The organism is Polyangiaceae bacterium, from assembly GCA_016715885.1.
Classification (GTDB): domain Bacteria; phylum Myxococcota_A; class Polyangia; order Polyangiales; family Polyangiaceae; genus Polyangium.
In genome coordinates this window covers 184,676-206,312 of sequence record JADJXL010000020.1, presented here as the reverse complement: position 1 = coordinate 206,312, position 21,637 = coordinate 184,676, and the positions used below count along the sequence as shown (strand labels likewise).

Annotated in this window: 19 protein-coding genes and 1 CRISPR repeat array; of the genes, 4 read left to right on the top strand and 15 right to left on the bottom strand. The window is 60.4% G+C overall.

Annotated elements, in window-relative coordinates; all coding sequences use genetic code 11:
- Positions 1–27: 27 nt before the first annotated feature.
- The 4 genes from IPM54_26270 to IPM54_26255 all read right to left on the bottom strand — a co-directional run bounded on the left by IPM54_26270 (position 28) and on the right by IPM54_26255 (position 3,688).
- Positions 28–657 carry a TIGR02646 family protein gene (locus IPM54_26270; protein ID MBK9263296.1) on the bottom strand — a complete coding sequence of 210 codons (630 nt, stop codon included), beginning with the start codon at positions 655–657 and terminating at the stop codon, positions 28–30.
- Positions 658–659: 2 nt separating this feature from the next.
- Positions 660–2,027, bottom strand: coding sequence for an AAA family ATPase (locus IPM54_26265; GenBank protein ID MBK9263295.1), 1,368 nt, complete (start codon positions 2,025–2,027; stop codon positions 660–662).
- Positions 2,024–2,209: a hypothetical protein gene (locus tag IPM54_26260; GenBank protein ID MBK9263294.1), complete on the bottom strand. Its 186-nt coding sequence runs from the start codon at positions 2,207–2,209 to the stop codon at positions 2,024–2,026. The genes IPM54_26265 and IPM54_26260 overlap by 4 nt, the downstream gene beginning before the upstream one ends.
- Before the next feature lie 135 nt (positions 2,210–2,344).
- Positions 2,345–3,688, bottom strand: a complete 1,344-nt coding sequence (locus IPM54_26255) for a cytochrome P450 (GenBank protein MBK9263293.1) — start codon at positions 3,686–3,688, stop codon at positions 2,345–2,347.
- A 246-nt stretch (positions 3,689–3,934) separates the two neighbouring features.
- Between IPM54_26255 and IPM54_26250 the strand changes: the two genes are divergently transcribed.
- A complete protein-coding gene (locus IPM54_26250) occupies positions 3,935–4,552 on the top strand; it encodes a hypothetical protein (protein MBK9263292.1) in 618 nt (205 codons plus the stop codon).
- A gap of 40 nt (positions 4,553–4,592) precedes the next feature.
- Here IPM54_26250 and IPM54_26245 read toward each other — a convergent pair whose 3' ends face one another.
- The 9 genes from IPM54_26245 to IPM54_26205 form a co-directional block, all read right to left on the bottom strand.
- Positions 4,593–4,964 carry a hypothetical protein gene (locus tag IPM54_26245; protein MBK9263291.1) on the bottom strand — a complete coding sequence of 124 codons (372 nt, stop codon included), beginning with the start codon at positions 4,962–4,964 and terminating at the stop codon, positions 4,593–4,595.
- Positions 4,965–4,971: 7 nt separating this feature from the next.
- A complete protein-coding gene (locus IPM54_26240; protein MBK9263290.1) occupies positions 4,972–5,778 on the bottom strand; it encodes a hypothetical protein in 807 nt (268 codons plus the stop codon).
- On the bottom strand, positions 5,762–6,421 hold the full coding sequence (locus IPM54_26235; GenBank protein MBK9263289.1) for a DEAD/DEAH box helicase: 660 nt from the start codon (positions 6,419–6,421) through the stop codon (positions 5,762–5,764). Before IPM54_26235 ends, IPM54_26240 begins: the two co-directional genes overlap by 17 nt.
- A complete protein-coding gene (locus IPM54_26230; GenBank protein MBK9263288.1) occupies positions 6,378–6,608 on the bottom strand; it encodes a DEAD/DEAH box helicase in 231 nt (76 codons plus the stop codon). The genes IPM54_26235 and IPM54_26230 overlap by 44 nt, the downstream gene beginning before the upstream one ends.
- 89 nt (positions 6,609–6,697) lie before the next feature.
- Entirely contained in the window at positions 6,698–8,050 is a 1,353-nt protein-coding gene (brxD, locus tag IPM54_26225; GenBank protein ID MBK9263287.1) for a BREX system ATP-binding protein BrxD, read from the bottom strand.
- Entirely contained in the window at positions 8,047–8,868 is an 822-nt protein-coding gene (locus tag IPM54_26220) for a hypothetical protein (protein MBK9263286.1), read from the bottom strand. The genes brxD and IPM54_26220 overlap by 4 nt, the downstream gene beginning before the upstream one ends.
- A complete protein-coding gene (locus IPM54_26215) occupies positions 8,837–9,880 on the bottom strand; it encodes a hypothetical protein (GenBank protein ID MBK9263285.1) in 1,044 nt (347 codons plus the stop codon). The genes IPM54_26220 and IPM54_26215 overlap by 32 nt, the downstream gene beginning before the upstream one ends.
- Positions 9,822–10,586, bottom strand: coding sequence for a hypothetical protein (locus IPM54_26210; protein ID MBK9263284.1), 765 nt, complete (start codon positions 10,584–10,586; stop codon positions 9,822–9,824). The genes IPM54_26215 and IPM54_26210 overlap by 59 nt, the downstream gene beginning before the upstream one ends.
- Positions 10,583–14,221 carry a hypothetical protein gene (locus IPM54_26205; GenBank protein MBK9263283.1) on the bottom strand — a complete coding sequence of 1,213 codons (3,639 nt, stop codon included), beginning with the start codon at positions 14,219–14,221 and terminating at the stop codon, positions 10,583–10,585. The genes IPM54_26210 and IPM54_26205 overlap by 4 nt, the downstream gene beginning before the upstream one ends.
- A 457-nt stretch (positions 14,222–14,678) precedes the next feature.
- Positions 14,679–15,171: a CRISPR direct-repeat array (repeat unit 37 nt; unit sequence CCCGCAACGGGGTCGCCCGCGTAAAGGGCATTGAAAC).
- Between the two features lie 168 nt (positions 15,172–15,339).
- Between IPM54_26205 and tnpA the strand changes: the two genes are divergently transcribed.
- From tnpA to IPM54_26190, 3 genes are all read left to right on the top strand, one after another.
- Entirely contained in the window at positions 15,340–15,780 is a 441-nt protein-coding gene (gene tnpA, locus IPM54_26200) for an IS200/IS605 family transposase (protein ID MBK9263282.1), read from the top strand.
- Between the two features lie 174 nt (positions 15,781–15,954).
- Positions 15,955–16,803, top strand: a complete 849-nt coding sequence (locus IPM54_26195) for a hypothetical protein (GenBank protein ID MBK9263281.1) — start codon at positions 15,955–15,957, stop codon at positions 16,801–16,803.
- A 389-nt stretch (positions 16,804–17,192) separates the two neighbouring features.
- Entirely contained in the window at positions 17,193–17,330 is a 138-nt protein-coding gene (locus tag IPM54_26190) for a hypothetical protein (protein ID MBK9263280.1), read from the top strand.
- Positions 17,331–17,472: 142 nt separating this feature from the next.
- On the opposite strand, the gene pglX is transcribed toward IPM54_26190, so the two are convergent.
- Positions 17,473–19,875 (bottom strand): BREX-2 system adenine-specific DNA-methyltransferase PglX, encoded by a 2,403-nt coding sequence (gene pglX, locus IPM54_26185; protein ID MBK9263279.1) that lies wholly within the window; start codon positions 19,873–19,875, stop codon positions 17,473–17,475.
- Between the two features lie 162 nt (positions 19,876–20,037).
- On the bottom strand, positions 20,038–21,333 hold the full coding sequence (locus tag IPM54_26180; protein MBK9263278.1) for a hypothetical protein: 1,296 nt from the start codon (positions 21,331–21,333) through the stop codon (positions 20,038–20,040).
- Positions 21,334–21,637 lie beyond the last annotated feature (304 nt).

The window sequence follows — 21,637 nt, the reverse complement described above, 5'->3', positions numbered from 1 at the left end:
GGTGGATTTGATCGGGTGGGTCATGGCTCAAAGCTGAGTCAGCACGTGCCGTACGGCGGTATAGAATGGACCGGATTCCGCCGCTACCAACTCGGCAGCCAAAAGCTGTTGAAGCTCGCTCGGCGATAATCCATGCACATCTGCGACCATTGCCGCAAAGCCCGCGAGGTGACGTCGACGCATGAGTTGCAATCGACCACGATGCGCGTCGAGGTTGAATACACGAAGCGTTGTTCGGGCACGATGTCTGCGCCTTTCGTCGAGATCCTTGCGTATGTCGATTGAGCCATCGGACCGAAAACGAAAAAATTCGTCGGGATCATCGACACAGGGATCGAGAAGGTCATCGGGATCGTATCGCTCGTGCTGGTCTTTCCAATGCCCGCAAGAATCCTCTTGGTTGCATGACGCGAAAAGGTTTGCCCAGGCGAATGTGAGCTCAGGGAATCGATGCCTCGATCGAAAATGCTCGATGTGTTGCCCGAGCTCGTCGAGTCTCCCTTCGCAGTACGCACAACGGTTGCCCTGCATCTGGTCGAGGTGGTCGCGAATTTGTGCCTTTGCCAATACGTCGACGTGGGTCCAGTTGTGGAAACCGTAGCGATAATTTTGTAAACAAGGCGGCTCTGCTACCGTGGACCGGTTGAGTTTCCGCATGTTCAAGTTCCTTCCGGCCGGCCACGCCGCACCTTGAACGATTGGAAACGGATCAATCGATCGCAATCGATGACCACTGGGTGATTGAGGCCAAAATGTGAGACGATTTGCGCGCGAAGGGCCAGAGCCTCTGCCGATTCGGCTTCATTGTCTTCAATGAGTGCGCGGTACCTGTTGAGCCACGACGCTTCTTCCACGTGTGGCACAGGATCCACACCCATGATACGTGCCAAAACATCAGCGCTCTCCACGCCGCGGGTTTGGAACTGGGGCGTTTCAACGATGGCAATGCTGTCGCGAATGCGAATGATGCGAATCGATTCCTTGTCCACCGTCGACAAGACTTGGGGACTGTGGGTGGTTACGACGAACTGGATTCGCGGAAAAGCCTCTCGCAACTGACCAACGATGAGCTGTTGCCATTCTGGGTGCAAATGCATGTCCACTTCGTCGATGAGCACAATTCCCGGTGAAAAGAAACATGCCTCATGGCGATAGTGTGGATTGAGTCGAACGGCTCGATGTGCAAGATCTGCCACGAACCCAATGAGGTTACGAATTCCGTCACTGAGCATGTTTACAGGCAATCGCCCATGATCGGGGTGTGACGCCACAATTTCGCTCGTCAAAAAATCCCAATCGAGCTGTTGCCACCCTGATGGTCTCAAGACAGTATCGACTGCGTCACGAATTGCAGCCAACATCGCTTGCGGTCGATGAGGCGATGCTCTGCCCGTTTGCAATTCATTTTGGGCCTCGCGAACCACACGCTCGAACCACACCGCGAAATGCGTATAGCTTGATGACGATGAAAGACAATCCGCATACGCGCCCGTTTGAAAACGGAGGTCTTCGGCGATCTGTTTCTTTTTGGCAGTGAGCTTGTGTTCACTCCACAATCGTCCAGTACCATAATAGGCAATGACTGGAAAAATTGGCGGTATCTTACTCTTTTTATCCGCGTACGCGCGAAGATCTTCCAAATACCGCTCGCCCCGAGCAACGATCTCTTTCGCGCGAGCGCGTGACATTCGACCATTGGGTTTTGCCAATTCGCATTGCCATTCAATCGAGTCGTAGTGGACTATCCCTCGAGCATACAGTCGCGTTGGCGTGAAAGAGACCATCGACCCTCCCGCAAATCGATCTCGCCCTATTCTCACGTCTGTTTTCACGAATCCATTGCAATGGTTCTTCTCGAGGAGCGTATCGACGAGGGCGTACAAGGCAACGCCCAACCCATCGAGAATCGCCGTCTTCCCACCCCCATTTGGCGCGACCAGCACAGTGAGCTGCGGATGAAACGTGATCGACAGCTCCGCGAACGACCGGTAATTCTTCAACTCCAGCGCATCAATCCGCGTCGTCATACCCTCTCCACCCGCTCCTTCAGCGCCTTGATCTCGAAGTCGACCCGTTTGGCCTCAGCGGTGAGCTGAGAGGACCACGAGCGTGCCGCGGTAACTTCTCGCAGCGAAGGCTCGTCGGCTCGCGTCAGGGACGGCTCGACGCCTTCGAGGCTTGCGCCGCTGGTGATCTCTTCGCGCTTCAAACCGTGGGTTCCCTTGTCGAGGCGATGCCGCCGTGTCCTCGCGTGCTGCGAGGGCGCGGACGATACCGAAAATGTTCGCGGTGGGCAACAGAAATGCGCTCGCGAGGGTGTGTCGAGGCCGCTTCGCTCGACCCTTCAGCGGGCGGCGATCGTCATCGGCAGGCCGTTTGCAAGCCCCAAGGTGCCTCGCATCTCCCAGCGCGGCGAATAGCCGGGGCGCAATCGAGGCTTGAAGCGCGACGCGAGAATCGCAAGCAAAAGGTGCGTTTCGAGCAGCGAGAAGTTATTGCCAAGGCAGATGCGTTGCCCCGTGGCGAACGGATGGTACGCGTGGGCATGACGTGCAGCTTCGCGCTCGCGCGTAAAACGTTCGGGATCGAATACCTCGGGGGTCTCCCAGAACTTCGGATGCCGATGCGTGTAATAAGGCGACAGCATGATCGACGCTCCCGCAGGCACGTGATAACCACCCAATTCGTCGTCGGCGACCGCGTCGCGAGCATAGAATGGCGCCGGCGGATACACCCGCAATACCTCTTTCACGACCTGAAGCGTATACGGGAGCTTGCGCATGTCCTCCACGGTCGGCAATCGCCCGCCGAGCACCCGATCGAGCTCCTCGTGCAATCGCTCGGTCACCTTGGGATTCATCGCCAATGCGTACCACGCGAACGTCATGGTACGCGCCGTCGTCTCGTGCCCCGCAAAATAAATGGTCATGGACTCGTCGTGCAGCAATTGCTCGGACATCGCTTGCCCGGTCTCTTCATCCCGAGCTTTCATCAGGCGCGAGAGGAGATCATCGGGCCATTGCGATTCGTCCGTCGCGCGCCGCTTGGTGATGAGCTCGCTGATGATTTTTTGCACGAACTTCCGCGCTTCGATGTATTTGCGGTTCTTTTCGGTCGGTAGCCACACGGGGAGCGGGATACCCGTGAGCCGCTCGCTGGAGAAAGAAATGATGGTCTGCGCCGCCTCTTGCACCTCGAGGATCGACTCCATTTTTTCGGTGCTGAACATGGCGTTGAGAATGATGGAGGCGGTCACCATGGTCATTTCCTCGGCGATTTCGACCTCGGCGCCGGTATTGGAGAGCGTCCCCCAGCGTTCCAGGAGGCGCGCGGCGTCGCGAACCATCAGCTCGGCATAGGCTTGCACGCCTTTTGGCGTATAAAAGGGCGCCATCAATTTGCGCTGCCTTCGCCACAAATCGCCCGTGCTGACGATGAGGCCCTCGCGCAGCAAAAACTTCCGCAATCCGTCGTAGCTCGCTCGCTTGTCGTATTTGTGCTTCTGCGAGATGTTGACGTGCTCGACCGCGTCGGGGTGCATGGCGAAGACCAATGTGCGCGTACCGATGCGCACTTGAAACACGTCACCATGCTCGCGCCACAACTTGCCTATGAGATCAAGGAATCCGTGTTTGCGAACGCCATGCATGAACTCGAGCATTCCGGGACCGGGCGCTTGTCGCTTCATGTTGTGAGCTCCTCGAAGTTTGGGCCGCAAGGCTAGCCGATCGGTGATTACCGTGCACGTCGTATTCGCAGTGGCGATCCTCATTCGAGTGGACAGGCCCGTCTTGTCGAGACATGTTTGGGCGACGTGCGAGCACCATCGGGTCTGACGGCCCTGACTGCTTTGCAGATGACATGCAAGGAGTGATTTGTGGAACAAGAGAATCCGACGCTGCCCCCGAATGCATCGGTCATTACGCGCACTCGCATGGCCATCCGTGCGCTCCGTATCTTGAAGGACGACCCTGGGAACACGTATTACGGGCCGCTCGTGAATGCGTGTATGGATAGCGAAACGTATGCAAAGCTGGCGCGCGCGTGGCGGCAGACGGCCGACGGTCGCCGGCTGCTCGATGAGCGCCCGACGCTGCAGGGCCGTGAGCTCGACATTGCAGCGCTGGAGCGACTGCCCGAGGGGACGCTCGGTCATGAATTCGTGCGCTATTTCCGCCAAAATGGCATCCAGCCGTTCGAGACCACGTTTACCATATCGAGCGACGTCGATTACCTGAGCAAGCGTTATCGAGAAACGCATGACTTGTTCCACGTGATCACGGGTTATGGTACGGACGTGGCTGGGGAAATGGAGCTCCAGGCATTCGTGCTCGGTAACCTCGGCCTGCGCCAGGCGATGCTGATTCTGGCATATTCGGTTCCGCTGCGAATCAAAGAGAACGGGCTCGAAGGGTTCGGGGCGTACCTTGGGAGGCTCCGCGCGGCGTACCTGCGAGGTTGCCGTTCGCGCGAGATGCTCAGCGTGAACTACGAGAAGTTATGGGAGCAGCCGGTGTCGGTGCTGGCGGAGCTCTTGTGCGCATCGGCTTGAGGTCACCCAGCTCGCATCGCGCAAAGCGAACCTCAAACCTCTACTTCCTCGCCCACTCCATTGCGCCTTGCGCATCCAAGAGCGAATCGCGCAAGAACGCCTGCTCTTTCTCGCTCGGTAGGCATTCTTGAAATGCCGACAAGAGCGCCGACCGCTTGGTCGCATCGAATTCGCCCCACTCTTCGACCGACGGCAAGTCCCCCTCGACGAGCATCTCGTGTACCCGCACCACTGCATCTTTTGCCCCAGCACCGACCGACCTAATTTTCACGGACAAATTGCTCACCGATGTCCCAAGTCCGCTGGCATGCGTGAGCAGTCGCGCAAGTACCGCATTGATGCTCGTCCCCGCAAACGTGTGCCATACCCATTCGCGCTCGTCACGCACCACAGGACGAACCTTTGGCGTCACCGGAACGTCAGCTAGGAGCTTCCGCGCATGCGCGAGCCACATCTCGCACGTCTCGTCGAGCCCCTCCGGCACGTGATCCGATTTTAACAAGCTCAGCATCTGCTCGCATACCCGTCGCCCATAAACCTCCGTTCGCCCCGACCATTGCGGCGTTTCCCCCCGAAGGCGCCGGAACCACCCGCAAAACGCCTCGCGACAGGTCCATGTCCACAATCTTCCAACTTCGCCCCGCCAGGCGAAACATTGGACGAGACGAGCTCAGCATCAGCACGAACCACCGATCCAACGTGCCGACGAGCGTATTGCCATGACGAACGACCAGCGTCTCCCCAGTCTCGAAGACAGAATAAAGTTTATGAAAGTTTTTTGCCCCGAACCGCTGCTCCGCACGTCGCCCCAGCACGAGCACTCCGTCGGCGGCATCGAGCCATCCTTCGGCAACGAGGTGATCCACGAGGCCGAACAACTCCTCGTCGGAAAACCCCGTAAACGATGGCACGAAACGTAGTCGCTCCACGAGGCTCCCTCGCGTCAATCCGCCCGCTTCGAGCAGGTTTGCGAAGATCTGATGCACGAGCACCGACCAGAGGCGCGTCGACAAACGAACGTCTTCGATCCACCCCTGGGAAAACCTCTCCGTGACGGCCAGGGCAACGAGCAACGTCTCTGGTCCATCCAGCAAGAACGTCATCTCCGGACGCGTTCCCGCTCGACGCCCACTGCGTCCCAATCGCTGCGCGAGCGACGACACCGTCCCCGGCGAATCGAGTTGATACACTTCATCCAAATCGCCTACGTCAATCCCCAGCTCCATGCTGCTCGTCGCAATCAGCACCGGATCGGCCGTCCATTCTGAATGCCTGCTCCGCCGCATCACGCTGCTCGCGACCCACCGATGAATGATGCACCCACGCACGCACACCCAGCCGTTCGAGCGCCCCTGCCAAACCTTCGGCATCGCGCCGCCCCTGCACGAAAACGAGCCGCTTTTTCCCCGCACCGAGCGCGCGAATCACCTCGGCAGCTCGCTCCTTCGTTCGCGCCGATCGGAATTGAAATAGTGGCGCCTTGGCGTCACGCGGCGGCGTGATGACGACAGGTCGACCTTCCACACCGCTTCCGGAAAGCCAATACGAAAGGGCCTCGGGATTACCCACCGTCGCAGACAATCCAATGCGCTGAATGTGCTTCCCCGCTCGTCGTTGCAGCCGCTCCACGACCGATATCAAATGCGCCCCGCGCGCGTCGCCTGCGAGCGCATGCACCTCGTCCACCACCACCGCGCGTACGCAATGCAGCAATTTGTCCGATTTTTCTCCGCCCGAAAGCAGCAGCACCTCGAGCGATTCCGGCGTAATCAGCAATATCGACGGCGGTTCGGCCACCATGGCCCGCTTTTCTCGAGCTGCGACGTCACCATGCCATTTGCCCACCGAAAGCCCGACGGCATCGGCCATGCGCGAGTCGCGGCTCTTGGTTGTTCAACAGCGCGCGCAATGGCGACACGTAAAGAACGCTCGTCCCTTCCCACCGTTCCGTCAGAATTCGGCTGATCAGCGGGAAAAATGCAGCTTCGGTTTTTCCTCCTGCCGTCGGCGCCAAGACCACCATGTCCCGCCCGGACAAGACAGGGTCGATGGTCATCGATTGCACCGCCCGCAACGACGAAAACCGTAACACCTCCGCAACGAGGTAGCGAACCGACGGGTGCAAGCTGAGAAAAGGCGCGTCGCTCACAGGTCGAATGACTCGGGTAACGATTCTTGCTCGGCCTCGACCATCGAACGACCTTCACGCGCCGCCCGTTCCTGATCCGACAATGCCGGCGCGCCCGCCTCATCCAACTGGAATGCGTAATGCTCCTCCGGCACGAACGCTTCGTACCTTCGCACCCGTGACAACACGCTCACCACTTCACGCAAATACCGGCGCGGCGTCACCTCCACCTTACCCCCGAATGCACCCGATACCTCGCGCGCCAGTCGCTCGAGGAACGCATCGCTCACTCGATGCGCGGTCCCCGCATGACACACCTCGTACAGCTCGCGCACGCGTTTTCCCACCGCGAGCAGCCGCGCCACGTCGAACGGCGGCAGCCGCAATTGCACCGCGTCCATGTCCGGAAACGGCCCCGCATTCAGCGGCCCAATACGCTGCTGCAAGGGTTCCAGCATCGGGACACCTCGTGGCGAATCGAAGAACGACGTCGTACCCGCAACCACCATCAACGCATGCGGCCATTGCCCCGCATCGAGCGCCCCCATCCAATTCTGTATCAGCTCCAGCCCCGTTTTCCGCGAGTCCGACCGCGGTAGCTTCACCAGCCGCTCCACCTCGTCGATGAGCACCACCAGCCCCCGATACCCTGCTTGCGTCACCATCGTCGACAGCGCACGCAGCATGCCCAGCACGTCCTGGTGCCCCAGTTTTCCCGTAATGAGCGCCTGCTTCCGCGCCGATGCCGCCACCTTGTCGTCACCACTCAGCCATTGCAGCATCGACCGAGCTATTTCCGTATCGCCACGCAACGACGCACGCGCATACGCGTCGAGCGCCTGCGCGAACGCCGGCGCAGCGTCCGCCACGATGCCCAACATGCGCCGCGATTCCTCCGCCATTGCTTCCGCAAATTGCGGATGATCATCGGCAAGACCTCGCCCCAAATCCGGATCCGCCACCCGCTCGGATATCTTGTACAGCCATTGATCCACCAGATCCCGCAGTGCATTGTCCATCTTGTGGTGCACGCCGAGACCACTCGTGATGGCCCGATACATCGCCACGGGCTGATGCAACGGCACCTCCGGATAACTCACCCGCACGTACGTCGCAACGAACCCCTCGGCACGCGCGCGTGCGGCGATGTTGCGCAGAAAAAACGTCTTTCCCGCGCCGTATTCCCCCCGCAGAAACCGATATCGCCCCCGCCCGTCCGTGATGCGTGCGAACTCTTCTTCCAGCGCCGCGACGTGCGCATCGATTCCCGTCGCAAAATGCTCCAGCCCCTCGCGAGGAACCTCCCCCGCGCGCAGCGATTCGATGATGATGTCCGCCGTCCGCGGATCCACCGTCTCCTTCGCGCTCATCGCCGCTCGCCTTTCCAATGGTACACGTGTTCGTGCTCCTGCCTGTCATCCACGTCGAAGGGCACCGGCACCCGCGCACGTTGCAGCGCGCTCTGAATCCCCCGCATCATCCCCTGCGTCAACTGCGGAGCTTTATCAATCAGTTTACCAAGCTGCTGGCTCGACAAAATCTTCTTCATCGCCAACCACTCGAGCGCCCGCAATTGTCGCGGTTGATCCCGAAGCGCATCCATGACGTTCGGCGGAACCATCGCCGAAACGACCGGCTCCGAAGGCGATACCTCGGTTTGCTCGAGCCGCGGCTCGCTTCGTTTCGCTCGTCGCCGCTCGTCTTGGGCAGCCTCCCCCGTCCACCACGCAGGCTCGCGCGGAAGACCTTCATCCATCGCCACCGTATCGATCATCGCGATCGGCACCACGACCTCCTCCAGCGACGCTCCCCCGTGAAACCCACGTCGAGCTACCCCGCCAAACCCACCCACGCTCGTCATGGCATACACCGTTTCCGCATGCAACGTGCGCGCATCGAAAGCCACCGTGCTCGGCACTGCCTCCGGAAAATACCGCTGATTACCCTTCGTTGCCACCTTGCGATCCGCCGCCCAATACGGTGTGTGCCCGTGATCCGCCGTCACGACCACGGTAAAACCATATCTCAATCCCATCGTTAGGATGTTTTTGCAGCCGCCACCAATCTGACCCAGCCCCCACGGTCCCATCGCCGTCGTTTCGTGACTGCTCAGCGCATCGTCGACACCATTGAGCACCACCGCAATCACCTTGTCGTCACTCGATGCAAGCGCGTCCACGACGTTCATTGCATCCGGCCCCAGATCCCCCTTCAAAAAAAGCCGATGCGGCGTCGGCGAGCGCCGCATTCTTTCTCCACGCCGCAATGTCGTCGCTCGCATTCGCGTGCGCCGATTCCGTTTCGCCAAGGATCGGGTTCTTCGGCATGTCACCAAGAAAAATCGCACGCCGCGCGTGACTCGTCACCGTCGGAATCGGCGATAACCCCAAGAGCAACCCATCGGAATCGGCAAGCTTTTGTTTGAGCTTCCCGTCGTGCACGTTCGGCGCGAGCAAACCAATCGCCATTCCATCGTCGGCGCGCCGCAAAAGCACTTCGTAAAACGTCGACAAATCGCAACCATCCAGCACCACCAGCAGCACCCGCCGCCCATCTTCCACCAGCGGCCGAATCAACGCTCGCGTCAGCAAATGCAGTGGCAACGCATCGGGAAGCTGCACGGTGTTCCGGTACGCATCCTCCTCGTTTTTCGCGAGCGTCTCTGCAAATCGCGCGTTCAATCCATCGCGCACACCCAAATACCGTTCCAATACGCGACGCCGCGCATCCCGCAACTCCGTCACCTGCTCGCCCAACCGTCGCGCCGAACGCGCCGCCATGTCGGCCCATGCCCCATGGTCGCGCGCAAATGCGGCCCATTCCTCCACCGTGCCCCCAGCCGTCGGCGCCAGCGCCTCTGCCTCGTTGCAAAACCGCGCCAACCGACTCAGCTCCTCCACCAACGCCATCACCTCGCCAAACGCTTGCTTGTGCAGGTTTTTCCCAAGCGGATCGATGTCCGCCTTGCGCGGCGGATTCCCCGCAGCCGCCGCTGCCCCCACCTCGAACAGCGCCCGCTCCATCACGCTCCGAAGCAGCCCATGTTTCCCCGCTTGTCGCGTATCCAGCCGCAACCGATGCGCCTCTCCCTCCGCCATCGCAAGCCGCTCACCCACCCCGCTCGGCGACGCCTTCCACGCCTCACGCGCCGCAGCCTCCACCAATCGCTGCAACGTCTCCCAATCTCGCTCCGTCTCCACGCGCGGAACCTTCGGCGCCCGCGCGCGCCCTCGTCCGTCCCCGCAAGCGCCCCAGCCCACACAATGCGTCCAGCTTCTGCTCACATAGCGCCCACGCCAGCCATTCCCCCACGCGCCCATGCGCCTCCACCAACACATCCGTCGCCAACTGCGGCAGTGACGGCACCTTCGGCGGCGCCACCATCCATTGCGCCAGCAATTCCTCCGGCGATCGCCTCTCCAGCTTCCGGTCGATGCCGAGTTCCATCGCCACGAGCACCTGCTTCACCTCCGTCTCCGTCACCGCCCTCCCCGTCGACGTGAACGCAGTCCCGTATCGCGCAAGCGCGCGCGACCTCTTCATCACCGATTCAGCCAATGTCCCATTCTGAATCCGCACGCAAAAGTTCCCCGCCAACCCCGCCACCACGTCGTGCGCTTGCACCTCGATCGCCCGACCCATGTACGTGCGCTCCAGCAAATCCAGCGGCACCTTCATGTCATTCGGAATCGCCGCCACCAGCCGATGCCCCCCGAGCAGCGCATTGCGAAGCCCAAGCTCCCCCTTCACCCGCACGAATTGAAACGCCTCTCCACCGTGCTCGAACGTCGACGGCGTGTCCGCAATCGATTCGTGAAAGAAGACCAGCGCCAAGTCCGTGTCGATCGGCTTTTGCTGCCGCAATCGCCGCAGCAGCCAATCCAGCACCCGATCCCCCAGCGTCACGACTTGCCCCCTCGCGCCGTCACCACCACTTCCACGTCGAACCGCTCTCCCTCGGCGCGCTGTACCACGTCGTCCACCATCGCCAGCAATGCCTCGCGCAACCTCTCACGCGTCACGTCCTGCTGGCTCTTCTTGATGGGCTCCCCTCGTCCCGATCCGCCCGCGACTGGGTACTTCCCACTCGGCTTCTTTTTTCCCCCGTCCGGCGGCACGGGCGTCGGCCGCGGCTCCGTATTCCCCAAAGGCAAACCTTGTTGCGGTTGATTGAGCAATTCCCCAAAAATCCGGTCGGCCTTCTCCGTCCACAAATGCGCATTCAGCGACAACCTTCGGCTCACCGGCTCGCGCAACAGGTTTTGCAACGCCAACACCACGTCGTGTTTTTGCGCCTCGCTCCCCTGCTTCTGGATGTGCTCGAATGCCCGCTTGTGCGCTTCGATCTTCTGAATCGCTCGGAGCTCCTCGTCGACGATATCCGCCAGCTCTTTCCACGCCGGCATCGCAGGATCCTTGTCCACCGCCGCCAATATCCGCGCTCGCTGCGCCGGATCCACCGTGTCCAGGATCTGCTTCAACACCTCGATCAGCTTTCCAATCGTCATCGCCCGATCCGACGACGACGTCTCCACCTTCGCCCACCCCATCGTCCGCCGCAAATGGTCCTGCAACGTCTCCACCGACCCGCGCAATCGCTTCGTCGCCTTCTGCACCTCCTGCGACAACTTCACCTGCTCCGGCGGCGACGGCAATTCCCCGGTTTTCTCCACATCGAGCAGCCTGCGCGCCACGCTTCGCGCCCTGTCCCACGTCGGCGCATCCACCACGTCCGCCTTCACCAGCTCGAACTCCAAAGGCAACCCCGATAACCCCTCGAACGTCAGCGGCTGGTTGTCCTTGCCCCGCGCCTCGTACCCCTCCACTTGCAGCAAGTAATACAAGAAGAACCGCACCACCTCGTCGGAAAAGCCAAACCCATCCTTGCCGCCCGCCATCAGCTTTTCACGCAATGCCGACGCCCGAAACCGCACAGGCTCGCGCGCGATCCAATCGCGAACCGCCGTCAAAAAACGACCATCGATGCGCCGGCTGATCGACGCCTCCCCCGCATACACCATTTCGAGCGGCACGCCGAACGCCGTCACGATATCCATTTCGCTCGTCTTCAAGTCCACCGGCTGCCCCGTTTGCGAAGCCTTCGCCACCCAATCGCTCAGCTTCTCCAGCTCCTTCACCTGCACTCGACGCTTGAAGTGCGGATGCTGCGGATATCGATTGTCCAGCATCGAAAGCGCAAGCCCCTCCAGCGCCTTGCCCCGGTCCCGCCCGACCACCGTCAAGTTGTCCAGCAAGTCCGAACAACCCTCCACGATGCCTTGCTCGAAGTAGAGTCGCCCAATCGCCGCCTTCAGCGTCTCGTGTTGCCCCTGGTAAAACGCCTCCAGCGCCGATGCAATCGCGTGCGCCTCCCGCGGCGCATAATCATTGTCCACGTAATGCCGCCGCGATGCCCGTATCCGCTCGATCGCCGCCGCATTGTCCAGCGCCTTGCGCTCCGTCTCCGTGAAATGCTCCGGCAACCACGCCACCGTCCAGCTCCGCTTCCGCTGCCGCGCCCGCTGCACCGCCGTCACGTCGTCCTGTCGCCCGCTGCCCGATTGCTCGTCGAACGGATAGTCCACCAATATCAAAAATTCGTGCGTCCCCGGATCGAAATCATTCTCCTGCCCCGCGTAACTCAACGTCCGCACGTTCGCCAGACGCACCTGCCCCTTGCGCCGCGTCCCCCGCCACGTTACCGAAAGCGTAGCGCTCGTCCCCGAATCCAATCCGAGCCCCAATTCCGCGTCCAGCAGCTTCAAACAATATCGGAACCGATCCGCGTGCACCAAGTCCCCGCGCGCCCTGGCCAATACCTTTTCAATGTCCACCCGCTCCGTCTTGATCGTCACCAGCGGATCCGTCTGCTCCCCCGTTACCTGCACCTGCGCGTCGTTCGCCGCCAGCGCCCGGAACAGGTTCACCACCTTGCTCACCCCCGTCCGCTCCGTCATTGCAGCGACGTCGCTTTGGTTCAACCGCAACAGCGTGCTCGCCGTCACCCGCTCGTGCAGCGATTGCCCATTGTGAAAATACGGCTTGTCGCTCAATTGGCACAAGAGCACCGTCCGCACCAATTGGTGCAGTTCCTCCGGCTTCGCCCCCGCCACGGATTTCACCGCGTCGTCGATCTTGCCCACCAGCCGCTCGTACGTGTCGAATGCCGCCACGAACCGCAATGCAATCTGGCTCTGCCCCCGTTTGCGCACCGTCTCCACGTTGTCCGACGTGAAGAGAATGTCGAACAGAGCCCCCAGCGGCAAAAACTTCCCCACCTCGAGCGCCGGATACTTCCCAAGCAGCCCATACAGCGCCGCCATGGCGGTACGATTGCGCGACAGCGCCTGCGTCACGTCCACCAGCGCCCGCAAGAGCGCCGGATGGAACGGATACAATCGCCGCACCAGCGCCGGATCCAAATCCCCCGACAATTCTTTGATCGCGGGTCCGTGCTTCTTGAACATCTCCTCCACGGCCGCATTGAACTCTGCCGCTTTTTCCGGACGCTTTTTCAATACGCGCCGCGCCGTCACCTCGTACAAGTCCTGGTCTTCCAGCGTCAAATGCGGCTTGAACCGGTCACTCACGAACCCCAATTGCTCGCGAAACCCCTTCTCCGACAAATCATCCGGACACGTCTCGGCGATGTCCTGCTGCACCGCCACCAGCACCAAAAACGGCACCGAACGGCTCCGCTTCGAATCGTGATCCACCAGCGCCGACAGGTCGTTGATCTGCTGGATGTATTCTTGCCGCGACTTGCCCCGAATCCATATCACCAGCTCGTCCACGAGCCACACGATCTTCGAGTACCCATGCGCCTTCGCATGGTCCGCGATCCGCGCGAACCCATCCGCCGCCGATACCCACAAATCCTTCTCGCGAACGATCTTTTTCCCATGGTTGCGCCACGTCAAGAGCCGCGCCGCCAAGTCCATTTGCTCCTTCAGCGTCCCGTGCCTTTTTCGGTGGTAAAACGACGCATCCCGAAACGCTTCCTCCTCCACGCACTGCTCGATCAACGCGTCCAGGCTCCCATAATGCCGCTGCGCGTCCTCCTCGATCAATTCAAAAATCTGTTTTTCATCCGTGAACCCAATCGGCTCGATGCCCCCAGGAAGCGCCGCGTTGTATCCCTCGTACAGCGCCTGCACCAGCGATTCCTTGTCCATCATGTTGATCCGCACGACCAGCGCTTTGCCCTTGTCCAAAAACGCATGCGCACCGCGCAGTTTCCCCAGCGCCGGATCACCCACCGCGTACACCGTCTCGTCTTGCTCGAACATTTTCCCGAGCACCGTGAGCAGGTGCGATTTGCCGCTCCCGAACGTCCCGTAAATGAATCGGCCCGTGTCCCGCCCCTGGGCCATCCGTTGCCCGATGTCGATCAGCATCGCATCGACTTTTTTGAACACGTCGTCCGGCAGCACGAACTCCGAAAGGTTTTTCTTTACCCGTTCTTCGGTATCGTCCAGCCGAGCAATGAATTCGTCGAGCGCCGTGATGGTGGGAATGTCGAACGCGTCGTGGATGCGCATCTCAAGCTCGCTTCGTTCTCGTACAGCCCCGGCACACATGACCGGGCGCGCGAGGGTATCGAGACGAGGGGACGGGGGCAAGAGATTTCTCGGCACCTCACTCCGCAGGCCTCTCTCCAACGTAGCGGCGCAGGGCGGAGGCGTTTGGGGGTGCTGGGTGGCGTGTGGGTGGAGTGATGAATTTTCTTTACAGGGAGGAAGTTCTGGGCGAGAGTGGGCGTGGGCGGTGGGGAGCCGTTCGAGTTGGTCTGTGAAAAGCTGGAAACGCTGACGTCGAACAGGGCACAAAACCCAGGGGGGTTGGCGCTTCGTGTCAACCTTGCGAAGTTGCAGGGGAAAGGCACGAAGTGGACGTCGTTGCGGGGTGGTGATCGGAGTTGTTGAGCTCGCTGTGGGGGCGAGGTTAGCGATTCCGGTGCTGCAGAGCCTACAAAACAAGCCGGTTGCGGGGGGTGCTCCCGCAACGGGGTCGCCCGCGTAAAGGGCATTGAAACGATGCACCTTTTGAGCGAAAGAGTTCTATTTTTTTGAAATGTCCCGCAACGGGGTCGCCCGCGTAAAGGGCATTGAAACAGCGGGAACTCCTAGTGCCTCTGGCTCCATTTTGAGGAGCACCCGCAACGGGGTCGCCCGCGTAAAGGGCATTGAAACTGCACGTGACTCCCGTCGCGCAGGTCTTTCCAAAGACCCCCGCAACGGGGCCGCCCGCGTAAAGGGCATTGAAACGAGGAAAACCTGGAGAGAGCAGTTCGCCGAGAGACCCCCGCAACGGGGCCGCCCGCGTAAAGGGCATTGAAACAGCACGTGACACCGGGCGGGGTACAAATCAGACCGGACTCCCCGCAACGGGGTCGCCCGCGTAAAGGGCATTGAAACAAGTAACACCCGGTGAACGGGTGATAATTGATGTTGTCCCGCAACGGGGTCGCCCGCGACAATCACCCGCAACCACGCGCGGGGTTAAAACCCCGCGCTACACATTCAAAAGTCCCCTCGCTGCCGCTCGGGGACTGACGTCAACGGGTTTCGTTGGCAAAACACAATCCTCGGCGTCCATTTTACATGGGATGACCGTTTTTCTTTGCCAAGGCGAAGTTTGGTGGTACCGCAGGCAGACGATGAGCAAGACGTTTACCGAATTGTTTGTCCACGTCGTATGGGGCACCTTTCGTCGGACACCATGGATTGCAGAATCTGTTGAAAAGCCTCTGTATGCGGCCATGAGCGAGAAATGTCGTGAAATTGGATGCGTACCGATGGCTTTGGGTGGCACGAGTGATCATGTGCACATGCTCGCGGCATTGACGCCAACCATGGCGGTGGCGACGTTCGTCAAGGAAATCAAGGGCGCTTCGGCCTATATCATCTCGCACGGACTCTTACCCAATACGGGGTTCCGGTGGCAAGAAGGCTACGGGGCATTCACATTGCGCAAAACCGATTTGCCTACGGTGCGCAATTATGTTCTACAGCAAAAAGAGCATCATGGTGTACATACCATTGCCCCAGCGTGGGAACTGCCCACCAATGACGGTTCCACAATGAAGCCGCGAACGTAGGTCCATCCGTACACCTCGAAATCAGTGCCAACCGCGGAGGAATCATCAACGTCTTACAAACCCCAAATGAGGCCAGTCCTCCCACGGCAGTGGGAGGACTTTTGAACGTGTAGCGCGGGGTTTCAACCCCGCGCGTGCGTGCTCTCGACACAGCCTCTTCAACCCCGCGCGCGCGTGCAGACAAGGTTCTCGACCGATGGAGATGGGCGAGCGAAAACGGCGGAAAACTTGACTTGTCCGTGCGCGTACGATGACGATCAAGTGGTGACGATGTATCGACATTTGCGCACGGTTGCAGCGATGGGTCTCCTGGGGGCTACCACGATTGGGCTTACGCAACTTGGTTGCACGAGTCGTCTTGGGCCGGTACACGCCAAGCAGACGACACCATGGCTCGGCCGCCCTGAGCTTCCGGATGTAACGGTCGCACGAGCCGCCGACTGCGTAGCCGAATATGGAACTCAGTTGGAGCCCGGATATCATAAATTCGATTCGAAGGTGCTGGTGGATGAGGACGGCGACAAGGAGGACGTGACGATTGACGATATCCCCAACACGGCCTACGACCTTGGCGCGTGTATGCGGAATGCTCTGCGCGCCATGCCCATTGCCGAGCAGCCCCTGCGCGAGGGCGTGCACATACTGAAAAACAGACGCGAGCAGCCAAGCGCAGCAGAGCGGTCGCTCATGGGTTCACCCGCGGTAGTCGTTGCGGGCGTGACGATTGTCGTCAGCGAATTGGTGCTCGAAGCGGGGGCGTATACGTTTCTATTTGCGGTAACTGTCGAAGTGGTGGATAGGGCTGCGAAGGATGCGATTGAGGCGTTGCGGCGGCGAAGGCCGTGGGAGAATGAGTGCCAGAAAAAGCTCAATGAATGTCTGTTGTCTCCTCTTGGCTCGCAATGGGGCGACGTCCATGGTACATCACGATGTGTCATGTGTTTCAAAAGGTGCGACAAGAACGGCTGGCCCTCGGGCATCAAGATTGATGACGACGTGTATGCCACGTGCCAATATCAATAGCCAACGGCAAGTACGGGACGAATATGGCACACGAAGAAATTCATACAAAGCAACTCGGGTGGGAACTTGGGCAAGCAATCCAGACCATCTTGGTAAGCTCATTCGAGCGCAGCTTTGAGGACGTCTTGTGCGACTACCGACGCGTCGAAGAGGATTTCGTGAAACGCCACGACGGTAATGACTTTTACGTCCTGGAAACCAGAAGACGCGTGGCTGAAGCGATTCTGCTAGCAGCCCATTCGCATCGACAGCCCTTCGATACTTGCCGAACTGCTTGGAATGATCTGCTTCGCCTGGGTTTCACGAATTTCCGAACACGGTGCACAGAGTCATGGTTGTACGCGGATTGCTGCTTGCTCAACGAGGAACCAGGCGCAGGCCTCGCTGTCTTGGAACCGCTCATTGTGGACATCGAACGGCAGCTCGAGGGAATGACGCACGCAGATACGGGATGGCAGCAACTCCACGATGAACTTGCGCGGCTGAAACACCTCAACGACGAAATCAAAGCTTCCATCCGCGACTGAACTGCGCCTGCACGAACCCACACTGGAGCAGGATCGTTCATGCGCTTGGTCAACTCGCCCGAGGATCCCGCCGCCCAGGAGATTCGCCGGCTGCTCGGCGACCCGCCCGCTTAGAGCGCCTCCTCCAATCCGCGACCGCCCCTCAACCCCGCTTCGTCAATATGTACAGCTTCTTCTTCCCCCGACCCTTCGTATCGATGTCCCCCGTCGAAACCAAGTCATCCAGGATCGCCTTCAACTTGTCCGCCGATCCAATGCGCGGCAATAGCTCCTCGAACGTCGCCCCGTCCGCATACAGCACCAAGCTCTGCGTCACCGCGTATCGCTCCGCCTCGTCCATTTTCGCCGGCTTCGTCTTTTTCTCGAGCGCCTCCCCCGCCGCCTCTTTCGTCTTTTGCGGCGCCTTCTTCGCCCCTTTCCCCGCTTTCGGCAGCCGCTTCTTCCCGTCGTTCAACTGCGCCGACCACACCTCCACCACGTCGCACGGGCATTTCTGCTGCCCGCACGCTTCCCGCGCAAATGCCAAGAGCTCCCCGTATTCACCTTCCCGCGTCTCCGCCGGCCCCCATCGACGCAAGTCCGGCAAGCTCTCCCATAGGCCCATCGTCGCCCCGCACCGCCGCGCATCCTCCGTCGTCGGCCGAGGCAGCGGATCCGTCGGATGACTCTCCGCCAGCGTGAACCCTTCCACCTGCGCCATCGCCCGGTCCCTGTCTCGCCAACCATTCCACCCATACCCCACTGGCGACACATCCGCGAACAGCACGAAACGTTCCCGCGGCACGTTCAGTTTCCCTCGAATCTGAAAATACCGGGCACTTCTAAAATCGTCTTTCCCGAATTCGGGCGGTTCGGGGATCTTCAGGTTCTTTTCCCCTTGGTCTTCACGGTCTTGCAGCGCCCACGTCTCTTGCCATTTCCGCAGCTTCCGAATCCCTTCCTCCGTGTAGATCCGGTACGGATGGTCCGGCACCGCATGGTCCTTCAGCAGCCTCTCCGCCAGCGCCGCCACGTCCATGTCCCCCGACCCTGCGTACACCTTCGCCACCGCCAGCACCCGCGCCCCCATTTCCCCCGACGTCCACGCCGTCACGATGTCTTCCAATCGGTACGGCCTCGGCGTCGCCAGCGCCCCTTGGAACAGGTCCTCCAGCCGGTCCAGCAGCCAATGCTCCGCAGCCGCCTTCGTTTCTTCGTCCAGGTCCGGCGTTTGCCACCGCCGTTTGAATTGCGGCTGCTCGATCAGCCGCACGTCCCCGTTCGCCGCGATGATCCGCAACCGTTCGGTGATCCGCCCGTTCGTCTCCGCGCTGTAATGCCCCGGGATGCTCGTCGTTTCCTCGTGTCCGTGCCGCCGGAACCATTCGCTCCGCTCGTCCGCGTCGCACGATGCATTGTGCCGGGCCAGCAGCAATTCGAACGGCCGATGCCCTGGCGCGAGCGGCTCGATGTCTTCGGGCCCCACCGTTTCGTGCCCCGTCAGCAATCCGTACGATCCGTACGTCAGCCAATCCAATTCTTCTTGCAGGGCGACCATCCGATGGGTCAGGGCCCGGTACGTCTCGCGCGCGGCTCGCAGCTTTTCCGCCAGGTCGTTTGCGGTCCAATCGCTCGATGCGAGCACCGCGGCGGGCAGGCATCCCGCGCGTCGTTGCGCGGTTTCGTCGAGCGCCGTGGCCAAGGCGATGCGGGCCGCGCGATCGTTTTGCGTGATGGGCGCTTTTTGGAGTTTCGTGGAGTCGTATTCGTAGTGGTTTTTCCACAATTCGTTGCCAAGCGCCGAATGTCCTGCCTCCACGCGTGTACCGCCGCCCTCACCCTTATTGAAAAACACCTGCTTCATCCAAAACCCCAGGGTGCTGCTGTTGAGCAGGCCGAGCAGGTCGAGGTGATCGGCGAGGGTGGCGGAGGCGGGGAGTTTGATGACGGGCGCCGATTGTTTGAACACGCGAACAGCCGTGTCGAGCGCAAAGTGATTATGGGTCGCCACGAAGGCGACACCAATTGTAAATTTTGCGGCGAACTTGTCGGTGGCCACTCGTCGAAGATCGTACCAGCGTCGCTTTGCAGCCTCCATTGTCGTCGACCCGGAAACGATTCTACGACGAAGAATTCCTTTGGCGCGCCAGAGGCGCCTAAAGGTGCCGAGAAGCTCCTCAGGTGCAACGACGCCTCCTACAGAAACATCACGAAAGGGAACGAGAACGGTAGCGCCAGGACCTATCGAGTAATCTCGTATCTGGTCGCCTTCGACGAATGAACGGAGAAAATGCGTTGCAACGGGTCGGTCGAGCTTCCATGTAGATAGCGCGTCTGCATATATCGAGTCCTCTCCGGTGATTGTCTGATAACCAATCATCAATCCGGTGACACTGCCAAGAGTGTACCGACTCGACTCAACAATTCGCTTTTGAAGCTGGGGTGCGCCGCCTCCATTGAGATTCCATGGGTGCGTTTGAAAATCTTGTCTCGGGTATTTGCTGACGGTCAAAAAGGCGCTGTCGTCGTTAGCTTGACGAGGAGCTGTTGCAATCGCTTGCCACACCTTGCCTTCCTGCTGGCAACTGCGGGTTGTTTCGGTTCGCCTCGTTTTCCACCCACGCGCGAATGGTTTCGCTTGTCCCAGCCGTTCGCGAACGCCCAATCAAAATAACGGTTGGCGTTCCGTGTCCAGGGATATATGCCCCGCTGGTGTCGATGATGTCGGTCAAATCCCAATCGCGGCAGGACCTTGCTCGATGAGGGATGCGCCAAATTCGCGCTTCGCAAAGGCGTTGCCCGTGATTTGTCCCATGAACGCGCCGTGCGTCCCCAATGCGAACAATCGCTCCACGAACGGCGCCGACAACCCATATTTGCCCGTCGCCGACTCCGGCCAAAACACCCGATAATCGTCCCGCTTCTGCGGATCCTTCGGCGTCACGTACGGCGGATTCCCCACCACCACGTGAAACGCTCGCCCCAAAAAGTCCCCATTCTCCTGCCGCTCACGCTCCGTCGCATACTTCGACAACCGATCGCTCCCCGAAAACAATTCCCCTTGCGCACCCTGCCCCGCATGACCCTCCCACGGAATCAACGAATCCAGCGTCCGCAAATGCAACCTCAAGTCGCGCAGCCGCTCCAAATTCCGCTCCCCCGTCCGTTGCATCACCTCCAGCAACAGCCGAAAACGCGCCACGTCCACCGCATACGGATTGATGTCACACCCCCACACGCTCTCCACCGCACGCTCGTACGCCTCCCACCTCCCAAGACCCTGCCCCTCCCAATAACCCCCCATCCGATGCAGCGCCCCAATCAAAAAGTGACCACTCCCGCACGTCGGATCCAGCACCCGAAACGTCTCGCCCTTCGCCGATAGCCCCGCCGGATCGAATTCACCCAGCGCCGGCGTCAGCGTCTGATCCAAAATGAACTCCTCCACGAAATCCGGCGTCTGCAAAAGCGCATACCGATCCCGCACGTCGGCATCCAAGTCCTGGTACAAATCCCCCAAGAATCGGCTGTCGAAGTCCCGATCCGACCAGTCGTACGTCAAGTTCCCCTTGCCGTCGTCGAGGTGCCACAAGTCCCAAATGTCTTTGCAAATGTCCTCCGACGGCAGCGGCAATTCGTCGTGGGCCGGGACGAACAGCGCGGGAAAATCTTCCGCCAAGTCACGAAACACCCACTTGAAATACGCGCGAATGCCGAGCTGCGGGGCGATGTCCCGAAACGCTTGATACCCCCACAATCCGCGAATGCGCGGCAATTCCAAAAGCCCCAGGTCTTCGAGCACGCGGACGTACACCGTGCGCAAGAGGAGCTGCACGGCGCTCCGTCCCGCAAGCACCTCCAGGTAGTCGTCGAACGACCCGCCCGTTTCGCTTTCGGCGTGCAGGGCCTCGATGCGTCCGCGCAGGTCCTTGTCGCCGCGCACGGTGGCGACGTGCGCCTTGACGATGGCCTTTTCGAGCTTTTGGAGGGCCTTTTCGAGGGCGGCGTAGGTATCGGGCTTCATGGATGTCTCGGCCGGCGCAGGCGTCGGCGGCCGGGGGCGCGAGGGTATCGAGACGGACGGAAGGGGGCAAGAAAATTGTGGGCGGAACGTAGGTTACGGGTTTGCGCGCGTATTCTCGCCCCAGCCCCGCGCGGGGTTGAAACCCCGCGCTACACGACAAGAAGTCCTCGTGCTACCGCGCTCGGACTAACGTCATGGCTGCATGGCGAGGCCTGGAATCTATGCGAAATCGTCGAGGATTCTCGATGACGATCCGAAATTCCACAACGCCAGTCCCGAACGGTAGTGAGGGACTTTTGAATGT